This is a genomic window from Aeromonas sp. SG16, from assembly GCF_024436135.1.
Taxonomy (GTDB): domain Bacteria; phylum Pseudomonadota; class Gammaproteobacteria; order Enterobacterales; family Aeromonadaceae; genus Aeromonas; species Aeromonas jandaei.
The window spans coordinates 215,876-228,995 of sequence record NZ_JANFNW010000003.1 but is presented as its reverse complement, the minus strand read 5'-3'; the positions used below and the strand labels follow the sequence as shown (position 1 = coordinate 228,995).

The 13,120-nt window shown below is 61.4% G+C and carries 15 protein-coding genes; 2 read left to right on the top strand and 13 right to left on the bottom strand.

Going from position 1 to position 13,120, the window contains the following annotated elements; all coding sequences use genetic code 11:
• Positions 1–33 precede the first annotated feature (33 nt).
• Both NOM67_RS11135 and folE read right to left on the bottom strand, forming a co-directional pair.
• Complete coding sequence (locus NOM67_RS11135; protein WP_255937031.1) at positions 34–1,683, bottom strand: methyl-accepting chemotaxis protein; 1,650 nt, start codon at positions 1,681–1,683, stop codon at positions 34–36.
• Positions 1,684–2,061: 378 nt separating this feature from the next.
• The gene (folE, locus tag NOM67_RS11130) at positions 2,062–2,718 is read right to left on the bottom strand and encodes a GTP cyclohydrolase I FolE (protein WP_198505948.1); all 657 of its coding nucleotides are present in this window, start codon (positions 2,716–2,718) and stop codon (positions 2,062–2,064) included.
• Between the two features lie 227 nt (positions 2,719–2,945).
• Here folE and moeA point away from each other — a divergent pair, with 227 nt between their 5' ends.
• Together moeA and moeB are read left to right on the top strand one after the other, a co-directional pair.
• Positions 2,946–4,172 (top strand): molybdopterin molybdotransferase MoeA, encoded by a 1,227-nt coding sequence (gene moeA / locus NOM67_RS11125; RefSeq protein ID WP_305121659.1) that lies wholly within the window; start codon positions 2,946–2,948, stop codon positions 4,170–4,172.
• Positions 4,169–4,924: a molybdopterin-synthase adenylyltransferase MoeB gene (gene moeB, locus NOM67_RS11120; RefSeq protein ID WP_255937027.1), complete on the top strand. Its 756-nt coding sequence runs from the start codon at positions 4,169–4,171 to the stop codon at positions 4,922–4,924. The genes moeA and moeB overlap by 4 nt, the downstream gene beginning before the upstream one ends.
• 97 nt (positions 4,925–5,021) lie before the next feature.
• On the opposite strand, the gene NOM67_RS11115 is transcribed toward moeB, so the two are convergent.
• From NOM67_RS11115 to NOM67_RS11065, 11 genes are all read right to left on the bottom strand, one after another.
• The gene (locus NOM67_RS11115; protein WP_225628366.1) at positions 5,022–5,837 is read right to left on the bottom strand and encodes a hypothetical protein; all 816 of its coding nucleotides are present in this window, start codon (positions 5,835–5,837) and stop codon (positions 5,022–5,024) included.
• The gene (gene parM, locus NOM67_RS11110) at positions 5,830–6,873 is read right to left on the bottom strand and encodes a plasmid segregation protein ParM domain-containing protein (protein WP_185226818.1); all 1,044 of its coding nucleotides are present in this window, start codon (positions 6,871–6,873) and stop codon (positions 5,830–5,832) included. Before parM ends, NOM67_RS11115 begins: the two co-directional genes overlap by 8 nt.
• 105 nt (positions 6,874–6,978) lie before the next feature.
• On the bottom strand, positions 6,979–7,755 hold the full coding sequence (locus NOM67_RS11105) for an alpha/beta fold hydrolase (protein WP_043851238.1): 777 nt from the start codon (positions 7,753–7,755) through the stop codon (positions 6,979–6,981).
• Positions 7,756–7,831: 76 nt separating this feature from the next.
• Positions 7,832–8,929, bottom strand: a complete 1,098-nt coding sequence (gene modC / locus NOM67_RS11100) for a molybdenum ABC transporter ATP-binding protein (RefSeq protein ID WP_255937023.1) — start codon at positions 8,927–8,929, stop codon at positions 7,832–7,834.
• Positions 8,926–9,606, bottom strand: a complete 681-nt coding sequence (modB, locus tag NOM67_RS11095) for a molybdate ABC transporter permease subunit (protein ID WP_128816355.1) — start codon at positions 9,604–9,606, stop codon at positions 8,926–8,928. The genes modC and modB overlap by 4 nt, the downstream gene beginning before the upstream one ends.
• Positions 9,607–9,710: 104 nt before the next feature.
• Positions 9,711–10,439 carry a molybdate ABC transporter substrate-binding protein gene (modA, locus tag NOM67_RS11090; RefSeq protein WP_156853334.1) on the bottom strand — a complete coding sequence of 243 codons (729 nt, stop codon included), beginning with the start codon at positions 10,437–10,439 and terminating at the stop codon, positions 9,711–9,713.
• A gap of 84 nt (positions 10,440–10,523) precedes the next feature.
• Complete coding sequence (moaE, locus tag NOM67_RS11085; RefSeq protein ID WP_156853333.1) at positions 10,524–10,997, bottom strand: molybdopterin synthase catalytic subunit MoaE; 474 nt, start codon at positions 10,995–10,997, stop codon at positions 10,524–10,526.
• A gap of 2 nt (positions 10,998–10,999) precedes the next feature.
• Entirely contained in the window at positions 11,000–11,245 is a 246-nt protein-coding gene (gene moaD / locus NOM67_RS11080) for a molybdopterin synthase sulfur carrier subunit (RefSeq protein WP_043851233.1), read from the bottom strand.
• Complete coding sequence (gene moaC / locus NOM67_RS11075) at positions 11,242–11,751, bottom strand: cyclic pyranopterin monophosphate synthase MoaC (RefSeq protein WP_156853332.1); 510 nt, start codon at positions 11,749–11,751, stop codon at positions 11,242–11,244. Before moaC ends, moaD begins: the two co-directional genes overlap by 4 nt.
• A gap of 9 nt (positions 11,752–11,760) precedes the next feature.
• Positions 11,761–12,267 carry a molybdenum cofactor biosynthesis protein B gene (gene moaB / locus NOM67_RS11070; protein ID WP_041208733.1) on the bottom strand — a complete coding sequence of 169 codons (507 nt, stop codon included), beginning with the start codon at positions 12,265–12,267 and terminating at the stop codon, positions 11,761–11,763.
• A gap of 258 nt (positions 12,268–12,525) precedes the next feature.
• A complete protein-coding gene (locus NOM67_RS11065) occupies positions 12,526–13,119 on the bottom strand; it encodes a cytochrome c3 family protein (protein ID WP_042031377.1) in 594 nt (197 codons plus the stop codon).
• Position 13,120: the final 1 nt, after the last annotated feature.

Here is a 13,120-nt window from a genome sequence, read left to right as displayed (position 1 = left end):
TGGACGGGGCCTTTTGCTATCTGCCAAACGCTCTTAGAGGGTAAAGCGCTGGGTCATATGGTGCAGCGAGGTGGCCAATTTGCTCAGCTCGATGCAGGCCTGAGCGATCTGCTGCGCCCCCTGGGCATTCTCATCAGCCGCGTTATGGATGTTGACGATGCTGCGGTTGAGCTCTTCGGTCACCGCATTCTGCTCCTCGGTAGCGGTAGCGATCAGGGTGTTCATGTCGGTGATGTGCACCACGGCACCGTTGATGGTATCGATGCTGTGTCCCGCTTCCCGTGCCAGACCCACACTCTCCTGCATCTGCTGACGGCTCAGCTGCATGGCGCTGCCCGCTTCGGCGGTGCGCGCCTGCAGCACCTCGATCATCTTGCTGATCTCGGCAGTGGAGTTCTGGGTTCGCTGTGCCAGCGAACGCACCTCATCCGCCACCACGGCAAAGCCGCGACCCTGCTCGCCGGCACGGGCCGCCTCGATGGCCGCATTGAGGGCCAGCAGGTTGGTCTGCTCGGCAATACCGCGAATGACGTCGAGCACCATGCTGATATTGGTGCTGTCCTGCTCCAGCTGCTGCACCACGGAGCCCGCCTCCTCTATCTTGACCGACACCGCCTCGATGCTGCCGATGGCGCTGCGCACCACCTGATTGCCCTGGGTCGAGGTGCGGGAGGCATCCTTGGCGGCACTCATGGCATCCGTGGTATTGCGGGCCACCTCGTTCACCGTGGATTGCATCTCGTTCATGGCGGTCGCCACCTGAGAGACTTCGCTCTGCTGACGCGCCATGCCGCTGGCAGATTGATCGGAGATGGCGCTCACCTCCTCCACCGCGCTGCTGAGCTGACTCACCGAGCCGGCGATCTCGCTCACCAGATCAGCAAGGGCACCCTGCATGCGGTCAATGGCCGTGCCGAGCTGACCCAGCTCGTCACGCTTGAAGCGATTGCCACGGATCCACTCCTGCAGCTCCCCCTTGCCAAGCGCGCCGCTTGCGATGCGCTGGGCCTGACGGGCCAACATCACCAAGGGATCGCGGATCTGGCGGGTCAGCACGGTAGAGAGCACGGCCGCCAACCCCAGTCCCAGCAACAGGGCAATGATGATGCTCAGCTTGGCGCTGTCAAATGCCGCCACCACCTGAGCACGGGAGCCCACAGAGTAGCCATGGTTGATACGGATCAGATCCGCCACCGACTTGGCCAGATTGGTGTAGAGGGTGACCCCCTCGCTCATGAACAGCTGCTGGGCCTCGGCCAACTGGCCGCCATCCAGTATCACTCTGATGCGCTGGTGCAGGGCCACGTACTTGTCCCACTCCTGCTTGACGATGTCGAAGGTGCGGCGCTCTTCCACATCCTCAGCCCAGATGGTGGCATCGTGGGCTTTTACCTGCCTGGCGACCTCTTGCAGGCTCTGTTCGCCAAGATCGCGATAGTGGGCCTTCTGCTGCGGATCAGCCGCTACCAGAAACACATCCAGTTCATAGCGGCGCAGGGTGTTGATGGTCTCGCCCAGCGTGCTGGTGCGCACCACGGCGGGCAGTATGCTGTCGGTAAAACCGATGGCGGCCCGGTTCATATTGCCAAACTGCAGCAGCGAGAAGCCACCGATGAAGGCCATCATCAGGCCGAGCATGGCGAAGCCGGCAGCGAGTTTCTTGCCAATGGTCATGGTATTCATGGCATGTCCTGGATTTGAGTGAACAGATAACGCCCGTCTGAACCGTATGGATACGGTTCGCTGTCACCACCTCCATGGCGGCTCATCCAGCCTTGATCAATCTGTGTCCCTACCTGAACGAAGCGAACGCGTTAACAAGATGACCGCCCACGGCAGCAGTAGCGGCAGGCTATTTTGGCCAAAAAGCCAGCGAAAGGAGGCACCTTGCTGGCTTGCTTGCACTCTCCAGGAGAGCCAGACAAGCCATGGCGACTTATATCGACCGGGAGGGGCGATCCCTTGAGGAGATTTATCGATGAAACTGACGGGCTACGAGCAGGAAAAATTGAGAGAAATATCAAGGAGACACGGTGCTGCGGCACCATGTCTCCTTGCCTGTCAGCTCTTCAGGCCGGAGAGAAACTCTGCGCGGGTATCGGGCTGGGTCTTGAAGACGCCACCGAGGGAGGTGGTGGTGGTGTAGGAGGTGGAATCCATCACCCCGCGCGCCTTGACGCAGTAGTGGGTCGCCTTGATGCTGATGGCCACATCCCTAGTGCCAAGCAGGGTCTGCAGCGCCAGCAGGATCTGCTGGGTCAGTCGCTCCTGCACCTGGGGGCGGCGGGCAAAGAACTGCACGATACGGTTGATTTTGGAGAGCCCGATCACCTTGCCGCGGGGAATGTAGGCCACATGGGCCAGCCCGTCGATGGTGACGAAGTGATGCTCGCAGGTGCTGGTGAGACTGATGTCCCGTACCATGATCATCTCGTCCACCTGCATCTTGTTCTCGATCACCGTCACCTTGGGGAAGGTGGAATAATCGAGGCCGGAGAAGATCTCGTTGACGTACATCTTGGCAATGCGGTGCGGCGTCTCGGCCAGACTGTCATCGGCCAGATCGAGCCCCAGCGTCTCCATGATGGCGCGCATATGGCCTTCGATCTTCTCCCGCTTCTGCTGGCTGTCCAGCTCGTTGGCAACCAGGGGGGTTTCCAGTCCCTGGGCCTCGAGGGCCGCCCTGACCAGCAAGGCTTCCTGACTCAGTGTTGTCATTCTCTTCTCTCCCATGCTCAGGGACGTCGGGGCCGCCACGCAGGCCACCCCAAGCTTGATGATTGTAAGGCGGCATAGTAAACGGCCATTGCCGCCAATATTCAAGTCAACTTGCGTCCGTCATCATACTTTATGACCATAGCCCGACTTTTACCGCCCCATCCGCTGCCCATCCCCGGCAATTTTTGTGATAATCCCGCCCTCAATCATCACAAGAGGTCATGACGATGGGATTTGATACCAGCGGACTACTGCCGTTAAGCGATGCCCTGCAAGGAATGCTGGAGCAACTCGCCTGCTGTTGCGACAGCGAGCAACTGCCCCTGCCACAGGCCCTTGGCCGGATCCTTGCAAGCAACATCGCCTCTCCCCTCGCCGTGCCCCCGTTCGACAACTCCGCCATGGACGGTTACGCCGTGCGGTTGGCCGATCTAGCCGCTGGCATCCCGCTCATCATGGCGGGCAAAGCCTTTGCCGGTCAGCCCTATCAGGGCGAGTGGCCCGCCGGTCACTGTGTGCGGATCATGACCGGCGCCCCGGTTCCCGCAGGGACAGATGCAGTGGTGATGCAGGAAGAAACGCAGGCCGACGGCGATCGGATCACTTTTCTGGCACAGCCCGAACCGGGCCAGAATATCCGCCGCGCCGGCAGCGATATCGACAAGGGGGCCTGTGTGTTGCAAGCTGGCACCCGCCTTACCCCGCGCGAGATGCCGCTGCTGGCCTCCCTCGGCATCGCGACCGTGCCGGTACGCCGACCGCTGAAAGTGGCCATCTTCAGCACCGGCGATGAGCTCAAGCCGGTTGGCACCCCGCTGGCCCACGGCGACATCTACGACTCCAACCGCTACGGCGTGCGGGCCATGCTGGCGCGGCTGGGCTGCGACTGTCTCGACCTTGGTATCATCCCGGACGATCCCGCCCAACTGCGCGCCGCCTTTATCCGCGCCGATGAAGAGGCCGATGTGCTCATCACCACCGGTGGCGTTTCGGTAGGGGAAGCGGATTTCACCAAACAGCTGCTGGACGAGCTCGGCGAGATCGGTTTCTGGAAGCTGGCCATCAAGCCGGGCAAGCCGTTTGCCTTCGGCCGCCTGCCCCGCGCCTGGTTCTTCGGCCTGCCGGGCAACCCGGTCTCCGCCATGGTCACCTTCGATCAGCTGGTGCAACCGGCGCTGGCCAAGCTGGCGGGCCAACGCTTCGAACGCCCGCTTCAGTTGCAGGCCGTCACCACCGAGCCGCTCAAGAAGAGCCCGGGCCGACTCGACTTCCAGCGCGGCATCCTCAGTCAGGGACCAAACGGTCTCGAGGTACGCAGCACCGGCTCGCAGGACTCCGCCGTGTTCAGCTCCCTGTCGCGGGCCAACTGCTACATCATCCTTGAGCGCGAGCGGGGCCGTGTCGCTGCGGGCGAAACCGTCACCGTCGAACCATTCGGGGGATTGCTGCTGTGAGCGAGATCCTGAGCGACGCCGAGCTGTTGCGCTACAACCGTCAGATCATCCTCAAATCCTTCGATTTCGAGGGACAGGAGGCGCTCAAGCAAGCCAGGGTGCTGGTGATCGGCGCCGGCGGCCTTGGCTGTGCCGCCAGCCAGTATCTGGCAGTGGCCGGAGTAGGCCAGCTCACCTTGGTCGATTTCGACAAGGTGGAGCTCTCCAACCTGCAGCGGCAGGTGCTGCACACCGATGAGCGCATCGGCCACTACAAGGTGGACTCAGCAGCGCACTCCCTGCGCGCCCTCAACCCCTGGCTTGAGGTGGAGACCCACGCTACCGTGGCCGACGAGGCGCTGCTCGATACCCTGCTACCCCGCCACCAGCTGGTCTTGGATTGCACCGACAACCTGACCATTCGCAATCTGCTCAACCAAAAGGCGCGCCAGCACAGGGTGCCGTTGGTCAGCGGCGCCGCCATCCGGCTGGAGGGTCAGCTCTGCAGCTTCACCTGGCAGGAAGATGAACCCTGCTACGCCTGCCTCAGCGCCCTGTTTGGCGAGCAGGCCCTCACCTGTGTCGAAGCCGGGGTACTCGCCCCCGTGGTAGGTCTGGTGGGCAGCCTGCAGGCGCTCGAAGCCATCAAGATCCTGGCGGGTACGGGAAAAAGCTACAGCGGCTGCCTGCTGATGATCGACGGCCTGAACGGCTCCTTCCGGGAGATGAAGCTGCCCAAGCGCCCCGACTGCCCGGTCTGCTCACATCCGTAAGCACGGCAACTCATGCATAGCGAGGAGCTCAGTTGCAGCCAATAAAAAGCCGACCCCATGGGTCGGCTTTTTGCATTGTTTTTTACGTCAAGTGCCGTCAGAAAATACCCTTGGCCTTGACTCGTTTGATGTTGGCGACTTGAGCTGACAGATCTTCCACTATGGGCTCAGCCTCAGCGCCATCACTCCCCTGTCGCACTGGCGCACTGGCCAGCCGCTGGATCAATCTGTGCTGCTCGCGGATCAGACGCGATTGCTCTTCCAGCTGACGGGATAGCAACTGGATGCTGCTCTGCAGCGGCGCCAGATCCTGCTCGCCTGCAGTTGATGGCAACTTGCCCGCAATCGCTTCAGCCAGCTGATCATGATCGAGAGGGGTTGGCAGACCTTGCCTCAGCTCATCCCACAGCTCGGTGGGCTGCTGCTCGCCAAGGCGGCTCACTATCTCCTCCACCAACTGGTCAGAAGAGGGTGCACCTCCCTGCTGGCCAAGACGACTCACGATCTCGTCAGCCAGCGAACCGTTATCTGCCTGCTCCAACCGCGGAGCCAGTCGCGCCACTATCTCCTCAACCATGGCATCCGTAGCGGGGCGTTCGTTGCCCTCCCCGCCCAGATGGAAGCCACAACTGGCAAAGGCATGGCGCAGGGTGGTCATGCTCACCTGCTCCGGCCCCAGTGCATTGGCAATTGCCTTGCAGAGGTTGGGCGCCAACACATACATGAACATGCCCGAAAGATAGATATCCTTGTGGAAACGGCTCTTGGAGAAGTCGAACTCCTCGCTGCCATCCTGGATCTTGCGCGCCCGCTGATACCAGTTCTGCAACACCCCGACCGCATAGCGATCAGACTCCAGCGCCCCCGGATCCATATAGATGGAGAAGGACATGCGCTTGAGTTGACTACTCATCGCCAACCTCGGCCATCACGGGCGCTTCGCGATAGACCTCATCCTCTTCGGTGGTGTAGAGGCAGATCTCGCGGGCCAGTGCGGACTGGGCATCATCCAGCAGCTCAACTCTGTCACCCAGGGTCGGGTAGGCCGCTTTGATGGCATCGTGGATGAGGGAAGCACCACCGCCGACCAGATAGACGCGGTTCGGGTTCTTGGCAAACTTCTTCGCTTCATGGGCAACCTGGGAGCCCAGTTCGTCGATCTTGTTCTGCATCTTCTCGAGGATGCGCGGGATCTGGCTCTCGTCATTGACCACCTCGCGCACGAAACTCATATCGTGACGACGCTTGATGAACTCGTTGGCCACCAGATAGCTCGAATCGCTGTCTGCTGCCGCCAGCGCCTTGCGGGTGGCGTCGGTCACCATGGAGACGCCGATCTCGTTGTTGCCGTAGACATCGGAGACATCGTCAAACTCGCCAACGATAATACCCATGTCCAGGGTGGTGCCACCGCAGTCGATCACCAGCGTCTTGGTAAATTCGTTGCAGCCAGAACCGACCAGACGGGAGAGTGCCGCTGGCAGACTCTCCGGCATCACTTCCACACTGACGATGTTGAACAGTTCGCCCTTGTTGAGGGTGATGGCACGCATCAGGTTGCGACGCTTCTTCTCGATCTTCTCTTCGTTACGCTGGCAGTCATCCGGGTGATAGAACTCGGTGATGGGCAGGGTCACGGTAATAGCCACATCACAGGGAGTTACACCGGTTTGCAGCAGGGCATGGTGCACGGAGAGCAGGTTGAGATCGTCATACTGGTACTCAACATGAGTGGTCGCCAGCGATTTGTCCGACGTCGCATCATAGGTGTACTTGGTATTGCCTATCTCGTAGTTGTAGATCTTCTTGTCTTTGCGCAATGCGGCGCTCTTCCAGTCCTTGCGAAAAGAGTTGGGAGAGATGATGGTCTTGAGCACCTTGTTCTCAATCCAGCTCACCTTGACGTTGGTCGAGCCATCATCGATGGCCATTTTCATTACTTCAGACATGGGGGAAGCACCTGTTGATAGAGCAAAATTGGTCCGATTGCCTTGCCAACTGCCACTGGCAAGGCGATCGGACCACTACATACACGGAGTAGAAAGGCGACAAGTTTAATGAGTTTCTAAAATCCGGTGAAGCAAATGATTGAAACCGGAAGGGTCTTCCGCCGGCCAGGCGTGGTGACCCTCGGGGGTGTGGATGGTGGCGTTGGGCAGGGAGGCGAACTGCTCCACCCGCTTGGCAAGCGGCAGATAGTCGTGACTGGTGGAGATAATGGCCACCGGCTGCCAGATATTGCCGAGCCGGGCGCGTACCGACCAGCCGGGCAGCGCCTCCAGCAGCGCCTTGTAGGTTTTCTTTTTATTGCGCACGAAACGCAGCCGGAAGGTGTGGCGCACCTGAGCCAGCTCAGGGCCGGGAAAGAGCTCGCGCCCCAGCCACCAGGCGAGCGGACGCATGCCAAACCAGCGCAGCCACTTGAGGCGCTGGGCAAGCCGCTCCTGCTCTTTGGGGGTCTCCAGCAGAAATTCGCTAAAGCCGTTGACCAGTACCAGCCCCTGCACCTTGTGCGGCAGTTGCAGCGCCAGCTCCAGCGCCACCATGGCCCCCAGGGAGAGTCCCACCACCCAGGCGGGGCCGGATTGTTCATCAAGCCAGCGCACCACATCTGCCGCCAGAGTGGCCACGTCAAACGGCCCCTCCTGCATGCTCTGGCCGTGGCCACGCAGGTCGAGCGCCACCACCCGGTAGTGCTCGGAAAAATGCTCTATCTGTGCCTGCCAGTCGAGGCTGGAGGAACCCAACCCGTGCAGCAGCAACAACAAAGGGCCCTCCCCCGCACTGCGCAGGGCAAGACCGTTGGATTTCATCACCTGATTGCGGCGCATCAGTTCATTGCCTCTCGACTCATCCGCTGAACCATCCTGTTGTTCGTTTTTTATTCTTCAACCAGATATATCCCGCTCAGCCCTCGCTGACCAGACTCACCGCCTTGATATAGGCGTAGATCTGCTGGTTCGGGGCGAGCGCCAGCCGTCTGGCGGAACGGCTGGTGATCCGGGCCAGCAGTATCTGCTGACCCAGCGCCAACTGCAACAGGGTCTGGCCGGGGCGGACCTCGCGCTCGGCCAGCAAGTGGGTGGTGAGGCAGTTGGAGAGGCTGGAGTGCTCGATGGGGGACGTGGCGATCACCACGTCCCGCCCGGCCACCTTGATCTGCAGGGGGCCCACCTCATCCGGCACATGAGTCATGGTGACCCGCAATTGTTGCTCACCAAGCTGCAGGGTCGCCATCTGCTCGTCGTTATCGTAGTGAGAGAGGGTCGCCGTCAGCATCACCCCGGCATCGTCGCGACTGGCAAGCGAAAGGTCGGTACGAGCGAAGATCTCGCTCGGTCTGCCTTGCGCCTCCACCCGGCCATCCGCCAGCAGCACCAGCTGATCGCAGAGCAGGCTCACCTCCTCCATGGCGTGGCTGACGAAGATCATCGGAATGCCGCTCTCCTGCTGCAACCCCTTGAGCATATGGGCCTGATGGATACGGCTGCGTCTGTCCAGCGCAGAAAAAGGCTCATCCAGCAACAGCAGATCCGGTTCGGCCAGCAGAGCCCGGGCCAGCGCCACCCGCTGGCGCTGGCCACCGGAGAGGCCGTGGGCTGGCTGGGCCAGCAGTTCGGCAAAACCGAGCCGAGTCGCCAGCGCCTCGGGCGGCCAGCGTCCTCGCCCCTTGCGGGCTGCCAGTTGCAGATTGCCGAGCACCGTCAGATGGGGGAAGAGGCGCGAATCCTGAAACACCAGTCCGATCCGGCGCGCCTCGGGCTGAAGATCGCTCAGCGCCCTGCCCTGCCAGTTCAAGGTGTCGCCCGGTGCGCGATCCAGCCCGGCGATAATGCGCAGTAGGGTGCTCTTGCCGCAGCCGGAGGGGCCGAACAGACCGAGGATGCCCCCAAGCTCCAGCGCCAGCTCGCAATCAAGGGTAAAGACGCCGAACTGGCGCTGTACCTTGAGTTGCAGCGGGAGTGCCGTGAGCTGCAGCGGGTGTGTCGTGAGGATTTCGCTCATCCGAACAGCCTCCGTTGCCGACGCTGCAGCACGCCGTACACCAGCACCAGCATCACCAGCGAGAAGCCCATCAGGCCACCCGCCAGAATATGGGCATTCTGGTAATCCATCGCCTCCACATGATCAAACAGGGCGATGGAGAGAACCTGGGTTTCGCCGGGGATGTTGCCGCCAATCATCAGCACCACCCCGAACTCCCCCAGAGTGTGGGCAAAGCCGAGCGCCGCCGCCATCACAAAGCTGGGCAGCGTCATCGGCAAGATGATGTGAAAGAAGCGCTCAACCGGGCCGAAGCCCAGAGTGGCGGCGGCCTCCAGCTCCTTGTTGCCCATGTTGACGAAGGCGGAGGTGAGCGGCTGTACCACGAAGGGAAGCGAGTAGAGGATGGAGGCGAGCAGCAGACCGGTAAAACTGAAGGCGAGCGGCGCCCCGAAGGTGTCGCGCCACCAGGCCCCCAGCCCATAGGAGGGGGAGAAGGCCAGCAACAGATAGAAACCGAGCACCGTTGGCGGCAGCACCAGTGGCAGGGCCACCAGGGCCTCCACCACGGGTCTGAGCCGGTGCTGGCTGCGCGACAACCACCAGGCCAGCGGCGGCGAGAGCAGCAACAGGATGATGGTGGTGCTGGCTGCCAGCTTCAGGGTAAGCCAGACCGCCAGCAGATCCCCTTCACTCATCACCTGCCTCTCGGGTAGATGCCGACAACCATAGAAAGCGTTCCTTCATCGCACTGGCGGGCCGACCCGAAGGCCAGCCAACCGTTAGCAGATCTGCCATGCCATCACTGCGGCAGTGCATAGCCCGCAGCCTTGATCTGTGCCTGACCGGGCCCCTTGAGCCAGGCAACCAGCGCCTCGACCGCGGCCCCTTTCTTCAATACCAGCCCCTGCTGTTCGATGGGGGGGTAGAGGTCAGCCGGTACGGCCCAGGCTTCGCCGGTCTTGCCCGCTTCCACCAGGTTTGCCCAAGCGACGAAGCCCAGCTCGGCGTTGCCGGTGTCGACGAACTGCCAGGTCTGGCCGATATTGGTGCCGGTCAGCAGACGGTACTGCTTGGGATCGATCTTGAGATGGTCGAGGGCCGCCATGGCTGCTGTGCCATAGGGCGCGGTTTTCGGGTTGGCGATGGCAAGGTTGCCCTTCCAATTGCGCAGAGTTGCCTCGTCAGGCGCTGGCCCCCCCTTCTTCCATAGCCCCAGTTGGCCGATGGCATAGGTGAATCGCTCGCTCCCCTTGCCCTCCTGCTCCAGCTTCTGCGGGGTTTTCACATCGGCGGAGAGGAAGAGATCGAACGGGGCACCGTGGCTGATCTGGGTATAGAGCACCCCGGTCGCGGCGGAGGAGATGGCCAGGGTGTGGCCGGTCTTGGCGGTGAACTCCTTGCCGATACGCTCTATGGTACCCTTGAAGTTGGCGGCTACGGCCACCTTGACCTCGTCGGCCTGCACGGTACCGACGTGCAACGCACTGGCGCAGACCCCGGCAATGACAATGGATAACAGCGGTTTCATTCCTTTACCTCCTGACTGGGGCAGCTTTTGTTACTCCCCAAAACAGGGCCACGGCTCCCGATGAACCTGCGCCCCTCAAACAGGTCAAGCTTGCCAGCGGGCGGCGGCAGTGTTGTCGCTCTCCTTGGCCTCGACCCAGCGTTGTACCCCTTCGGCGGTCAGCTCTTTTTTCCAGAACGGCGCCCGGGTTTTCAAGAAATCCATGATGAAGTGGCAGGCCTCGAAGGCCGCTTCGCGGTGAGCACTGCTCACCACTACCAGCACGATCTGATCGCCGAGCCGCAGCTCGCCAATGCGGTGAATCAGGGTGCACTCCTGCAGTGGCCAGCGCTCGCGCGCCTCCTGCACGATGGCGGCCAGCGCCTTCTCGGTCATGCCGGGGTAGTGCTCGAGGGCCAGCCCCTTCACGTGCTCCCCCTGATTGAAGTCGCGCACCTTGCCGACAAAGCTGACCACGGCGCCGGTGTCCTGCCGGTTGGCAAGGCGGGCATATTCATCGGCCAGCGAGAAATCGGCCCGCTGTACCAGAATGCGATCGGTCATGGTTGCGTTGCTCATCCTTAACCTCCGGTCACCGGTGGGAAGAAGGCCACCTCATCGCCATCGGTGATGGGCGTGTCGAGAGGCACCAGGGTCTGGTTGACCGCCACCAGCAGTTTGCCAGCCTCGAGAGCCAACGCCCACTTGTCGCCGCGCTCACACAGGGCGGCACGCAGTTGCTCGGCTGTGGCGTACTCGCAAGGCAGGCTCAGCTCGTCGCAGGCCACCAGCTCTCTTACTTGCGCAAAAAAGAGTACCTTGATCATGCTTGCTCCCCACTATTTGACCCCAACTGAAAATGGCCGGACTTGCCGCCTTTTTTCTCTACCAGACGAACCTGTTCGATCACCATGTCTTTTTGCACAGCCTTGCACATGTCGTAGATGGTCAGCGCCGCTACCGACGCAGCGGTCAGCGCCTCCATCTCCACCCCGGTCTTGCCGGAGAGCTTACAGAGGGTGCGAATATGCACCCGGTTCTGCTCGGCCAGCGGCACTATCTCCACCTCGACCCGGGTCAATGCCAGCGGGTGACAGAGGGGAATGAGATCCGCGGTTTTCTTGGCTGCCATGATGCCGGCGATACGGGCGGTGGCAAACACGTCGCCCTTGTGGTGCTGGCCGCTCAGGATCAGGGCCAGCGTTTCCGATGCCATGGCGACAAACGCCTCGGCGCGAGCCTCACGCTCGGTCACCTGCTTGTCGGTCACATCCACCATATGGGCTTCGCCGCTCTGGTTAAGATGAGTCAGGTTGGAATGGTTCTGGTTCATCACTTGCCCTCAAAGATGGGAGACAAAGTTGCACGGCTTGGTGCGTGCATCGAGCTGATCGCGGATAAGCTTCTCCCACCCCAGCTGGCAGGCACCGGTAGAGCCCGGCAGGCAGCAGATCAGGGTGCGATTGGCCAAGCCCGCCAGCGCGCGGCTCTGCATGGCGGAGCCCTTGATTTCGGCAAAGGAGAGCTGGCGGAACAGTTCGCCAAAGCCCTGAACGGTGCGCTCGAACAGCACGCCGACCGCCTCGGGCACCCGGTTCTGCTCGTTGAAGCCGGTACCGCCGTTGACCAGCACCACCTGCACCCCCTCATCGGCGATCCAGTCGCTTACCTGAGCGCGGATACGAAACAGGTTGTCGGGGCAGAGCGCGCGATCGGCCAGCTGATGGCCCGTTTCAGTCAGGGCGGAGACCAGATAGTCCCCCGAGCTGTCATCGGCGGCGGTGCGGCTGTCGGAAACCGTCAGCACGGCGATCTTGAGGGGAATGAATGCGTTGTTTTTCTGTCCCATCGGGCAGCTCCTTGTGGCTATGGGCCGTCAACGAGGCAGGAAGAGAAGAGAGTATGAGAGGCCATCCGCCACCACCAGAACCGGTGTGGACAGAGTGGACTACTTGCTCAAGCGTTTGACGGCGGGCTGATTCTATCAAAGGTTTCACGAGATATGGGATTTAAAAGACTCACAAATCTGATGCTTGTCCCAGATATGCCGAGTTGTTGCGGCACGCCCAAAAACACAGGCCGGGTTGCCCCGGCCTGAACTGCTTGGTTAGAACCCTTTCACCCCTGTCATGTCGGGTAGCTGGTGCGCAATCCCCTTGTGACAGTCGATGCAGGTGGCCTGCCCCTCCTTGCCGAGGTTGGCCGAGTGCATCTTGGCGGCACGCTGCCCCTGCAGGGAGAAGTCCATGTACTCGAAGTTGTGGCAGTTGCGGCACTCGCGCGAATCTGTCTCTTTCATCCGCTGCCACTCCCGCTCCGCCATCTCGCGGCGGTGACTCTCGAACTTCTCGCGGGTGTCCACCTTGCCGGTGATCATGCCCCACAGCTCCTTGGAAGCCTGCACCTTGCGGATGATCTTGTAGGTCCACTCATGCGGTACGTGGCAATCAGGGCAACTGGCGCGCACACCGGAGCGGTTGGAGTAGTGGATGGTGTCGCGATACTCCTCGAACACGTTGTCCTTCATCTCGTGACAGCTGGTACAGAAGGCTTCGGTGTTGGAAGCCTCCATGGCGGTGTTGAAACCGCCCCAGAAGATAACGCCGCCGAAGAAGCCCATCAGCAACAGCACCCAGAGGGCCGCCTTGGAGGGGGACTTGAAGGTGATCCACAGACGCTGGATAAAGCCGGGTAATTTCATC

Coding starts and splice junctions, on each gene's coding strand:
- NOM67_RS11135 (WP_255937031.1), bottom strand. CDS start 1,683: ATGAATACCATGACCATTGGCAAGAAACTCGCTGCCGGCTTCGCCATG.
- folE (WP_198505948.1), bottom strand. CDS start 2,718: ATGACAACACTGAGTCAGGAAGCCTTGCTGGTCAGGGCGGCCCTCGAG.
- moeA (WP_305121659.1), top strand. CDS start 2,946: ATGGGATTTGATACCAGCGGACTACTGCCGTTAAGCGATGCCCTGCAA.
- NOM67_RS11115 (WP_225628366.1), bottom strand. CDS start 5,837: ATGAGTAGTCAACTCAAGCGCATGTCCTTCTCCATCTATATGGATCCG.
- parM (WP_185226818.1), bottom strand. CDS start 6,873: ATGTCTGAAGTAATGAAAATGGCCATCGATGATGGCTCGACCAACGTC.
- NOM67_RS11105 (WP_043851238.1), bottom strand. CDS start 7,755: ATGCGCCGCAATCAGGTGATGAAATCCAACGGTCTTGCCCTGCGCAGT.
- modC (WP_255937023.1), bottom strand. CDS start 8,929: ATGAGCGAAATCCTCACGACACACCCGCTGCAGCTCACGGCACTCCCG.
- modB (WP_128816355.1), bottom strand. CDS start 9,606: ATGAGTGAAGGGGATCTGCTGGCGGTCTGGCTTACCCTGAAGCTGGCA.
- modA (WP_156853334.1), bottom strand. CDS start 10,439: ATGAAACCGCTGTTATCCATTGTCATTGCCGGGGTCTGCGCCAGTGCG.
- moaE (WP_156853333.1), bottom strand. CDS start 10,997: ATGAGCAACGCAACCATGACCGATCGCATTCTGGTACAGCGGGCCGAT.
- moaD (WP_043851233.1), bottom strand. CDS start 11,245: ATGATCAAGGTACTCTTTTTTGCGCAAGTAAGAGAGCTGGTGGCCTGC.
- moaC (WP_156853332.1), bottom strand. CDS start 11,751: ATGAACCAGAACCATTCCAACCTGACTCATCTTAACCAGAGCGGCGAA.
- moaB (WP_041208733.1), bottom strand. CDS start 12,267: ATGGGACAGAAAAACAACGCATTCATTCCCCTCAAGATCGCCGTGCTG.
- NOM67_RS11065 (WP_042031377.1), bottom strand. CDS start 13,119: ATGAAATTACCCGGCTTTATCCAGCGTCTGTGGATCACCTTCAAGTCC.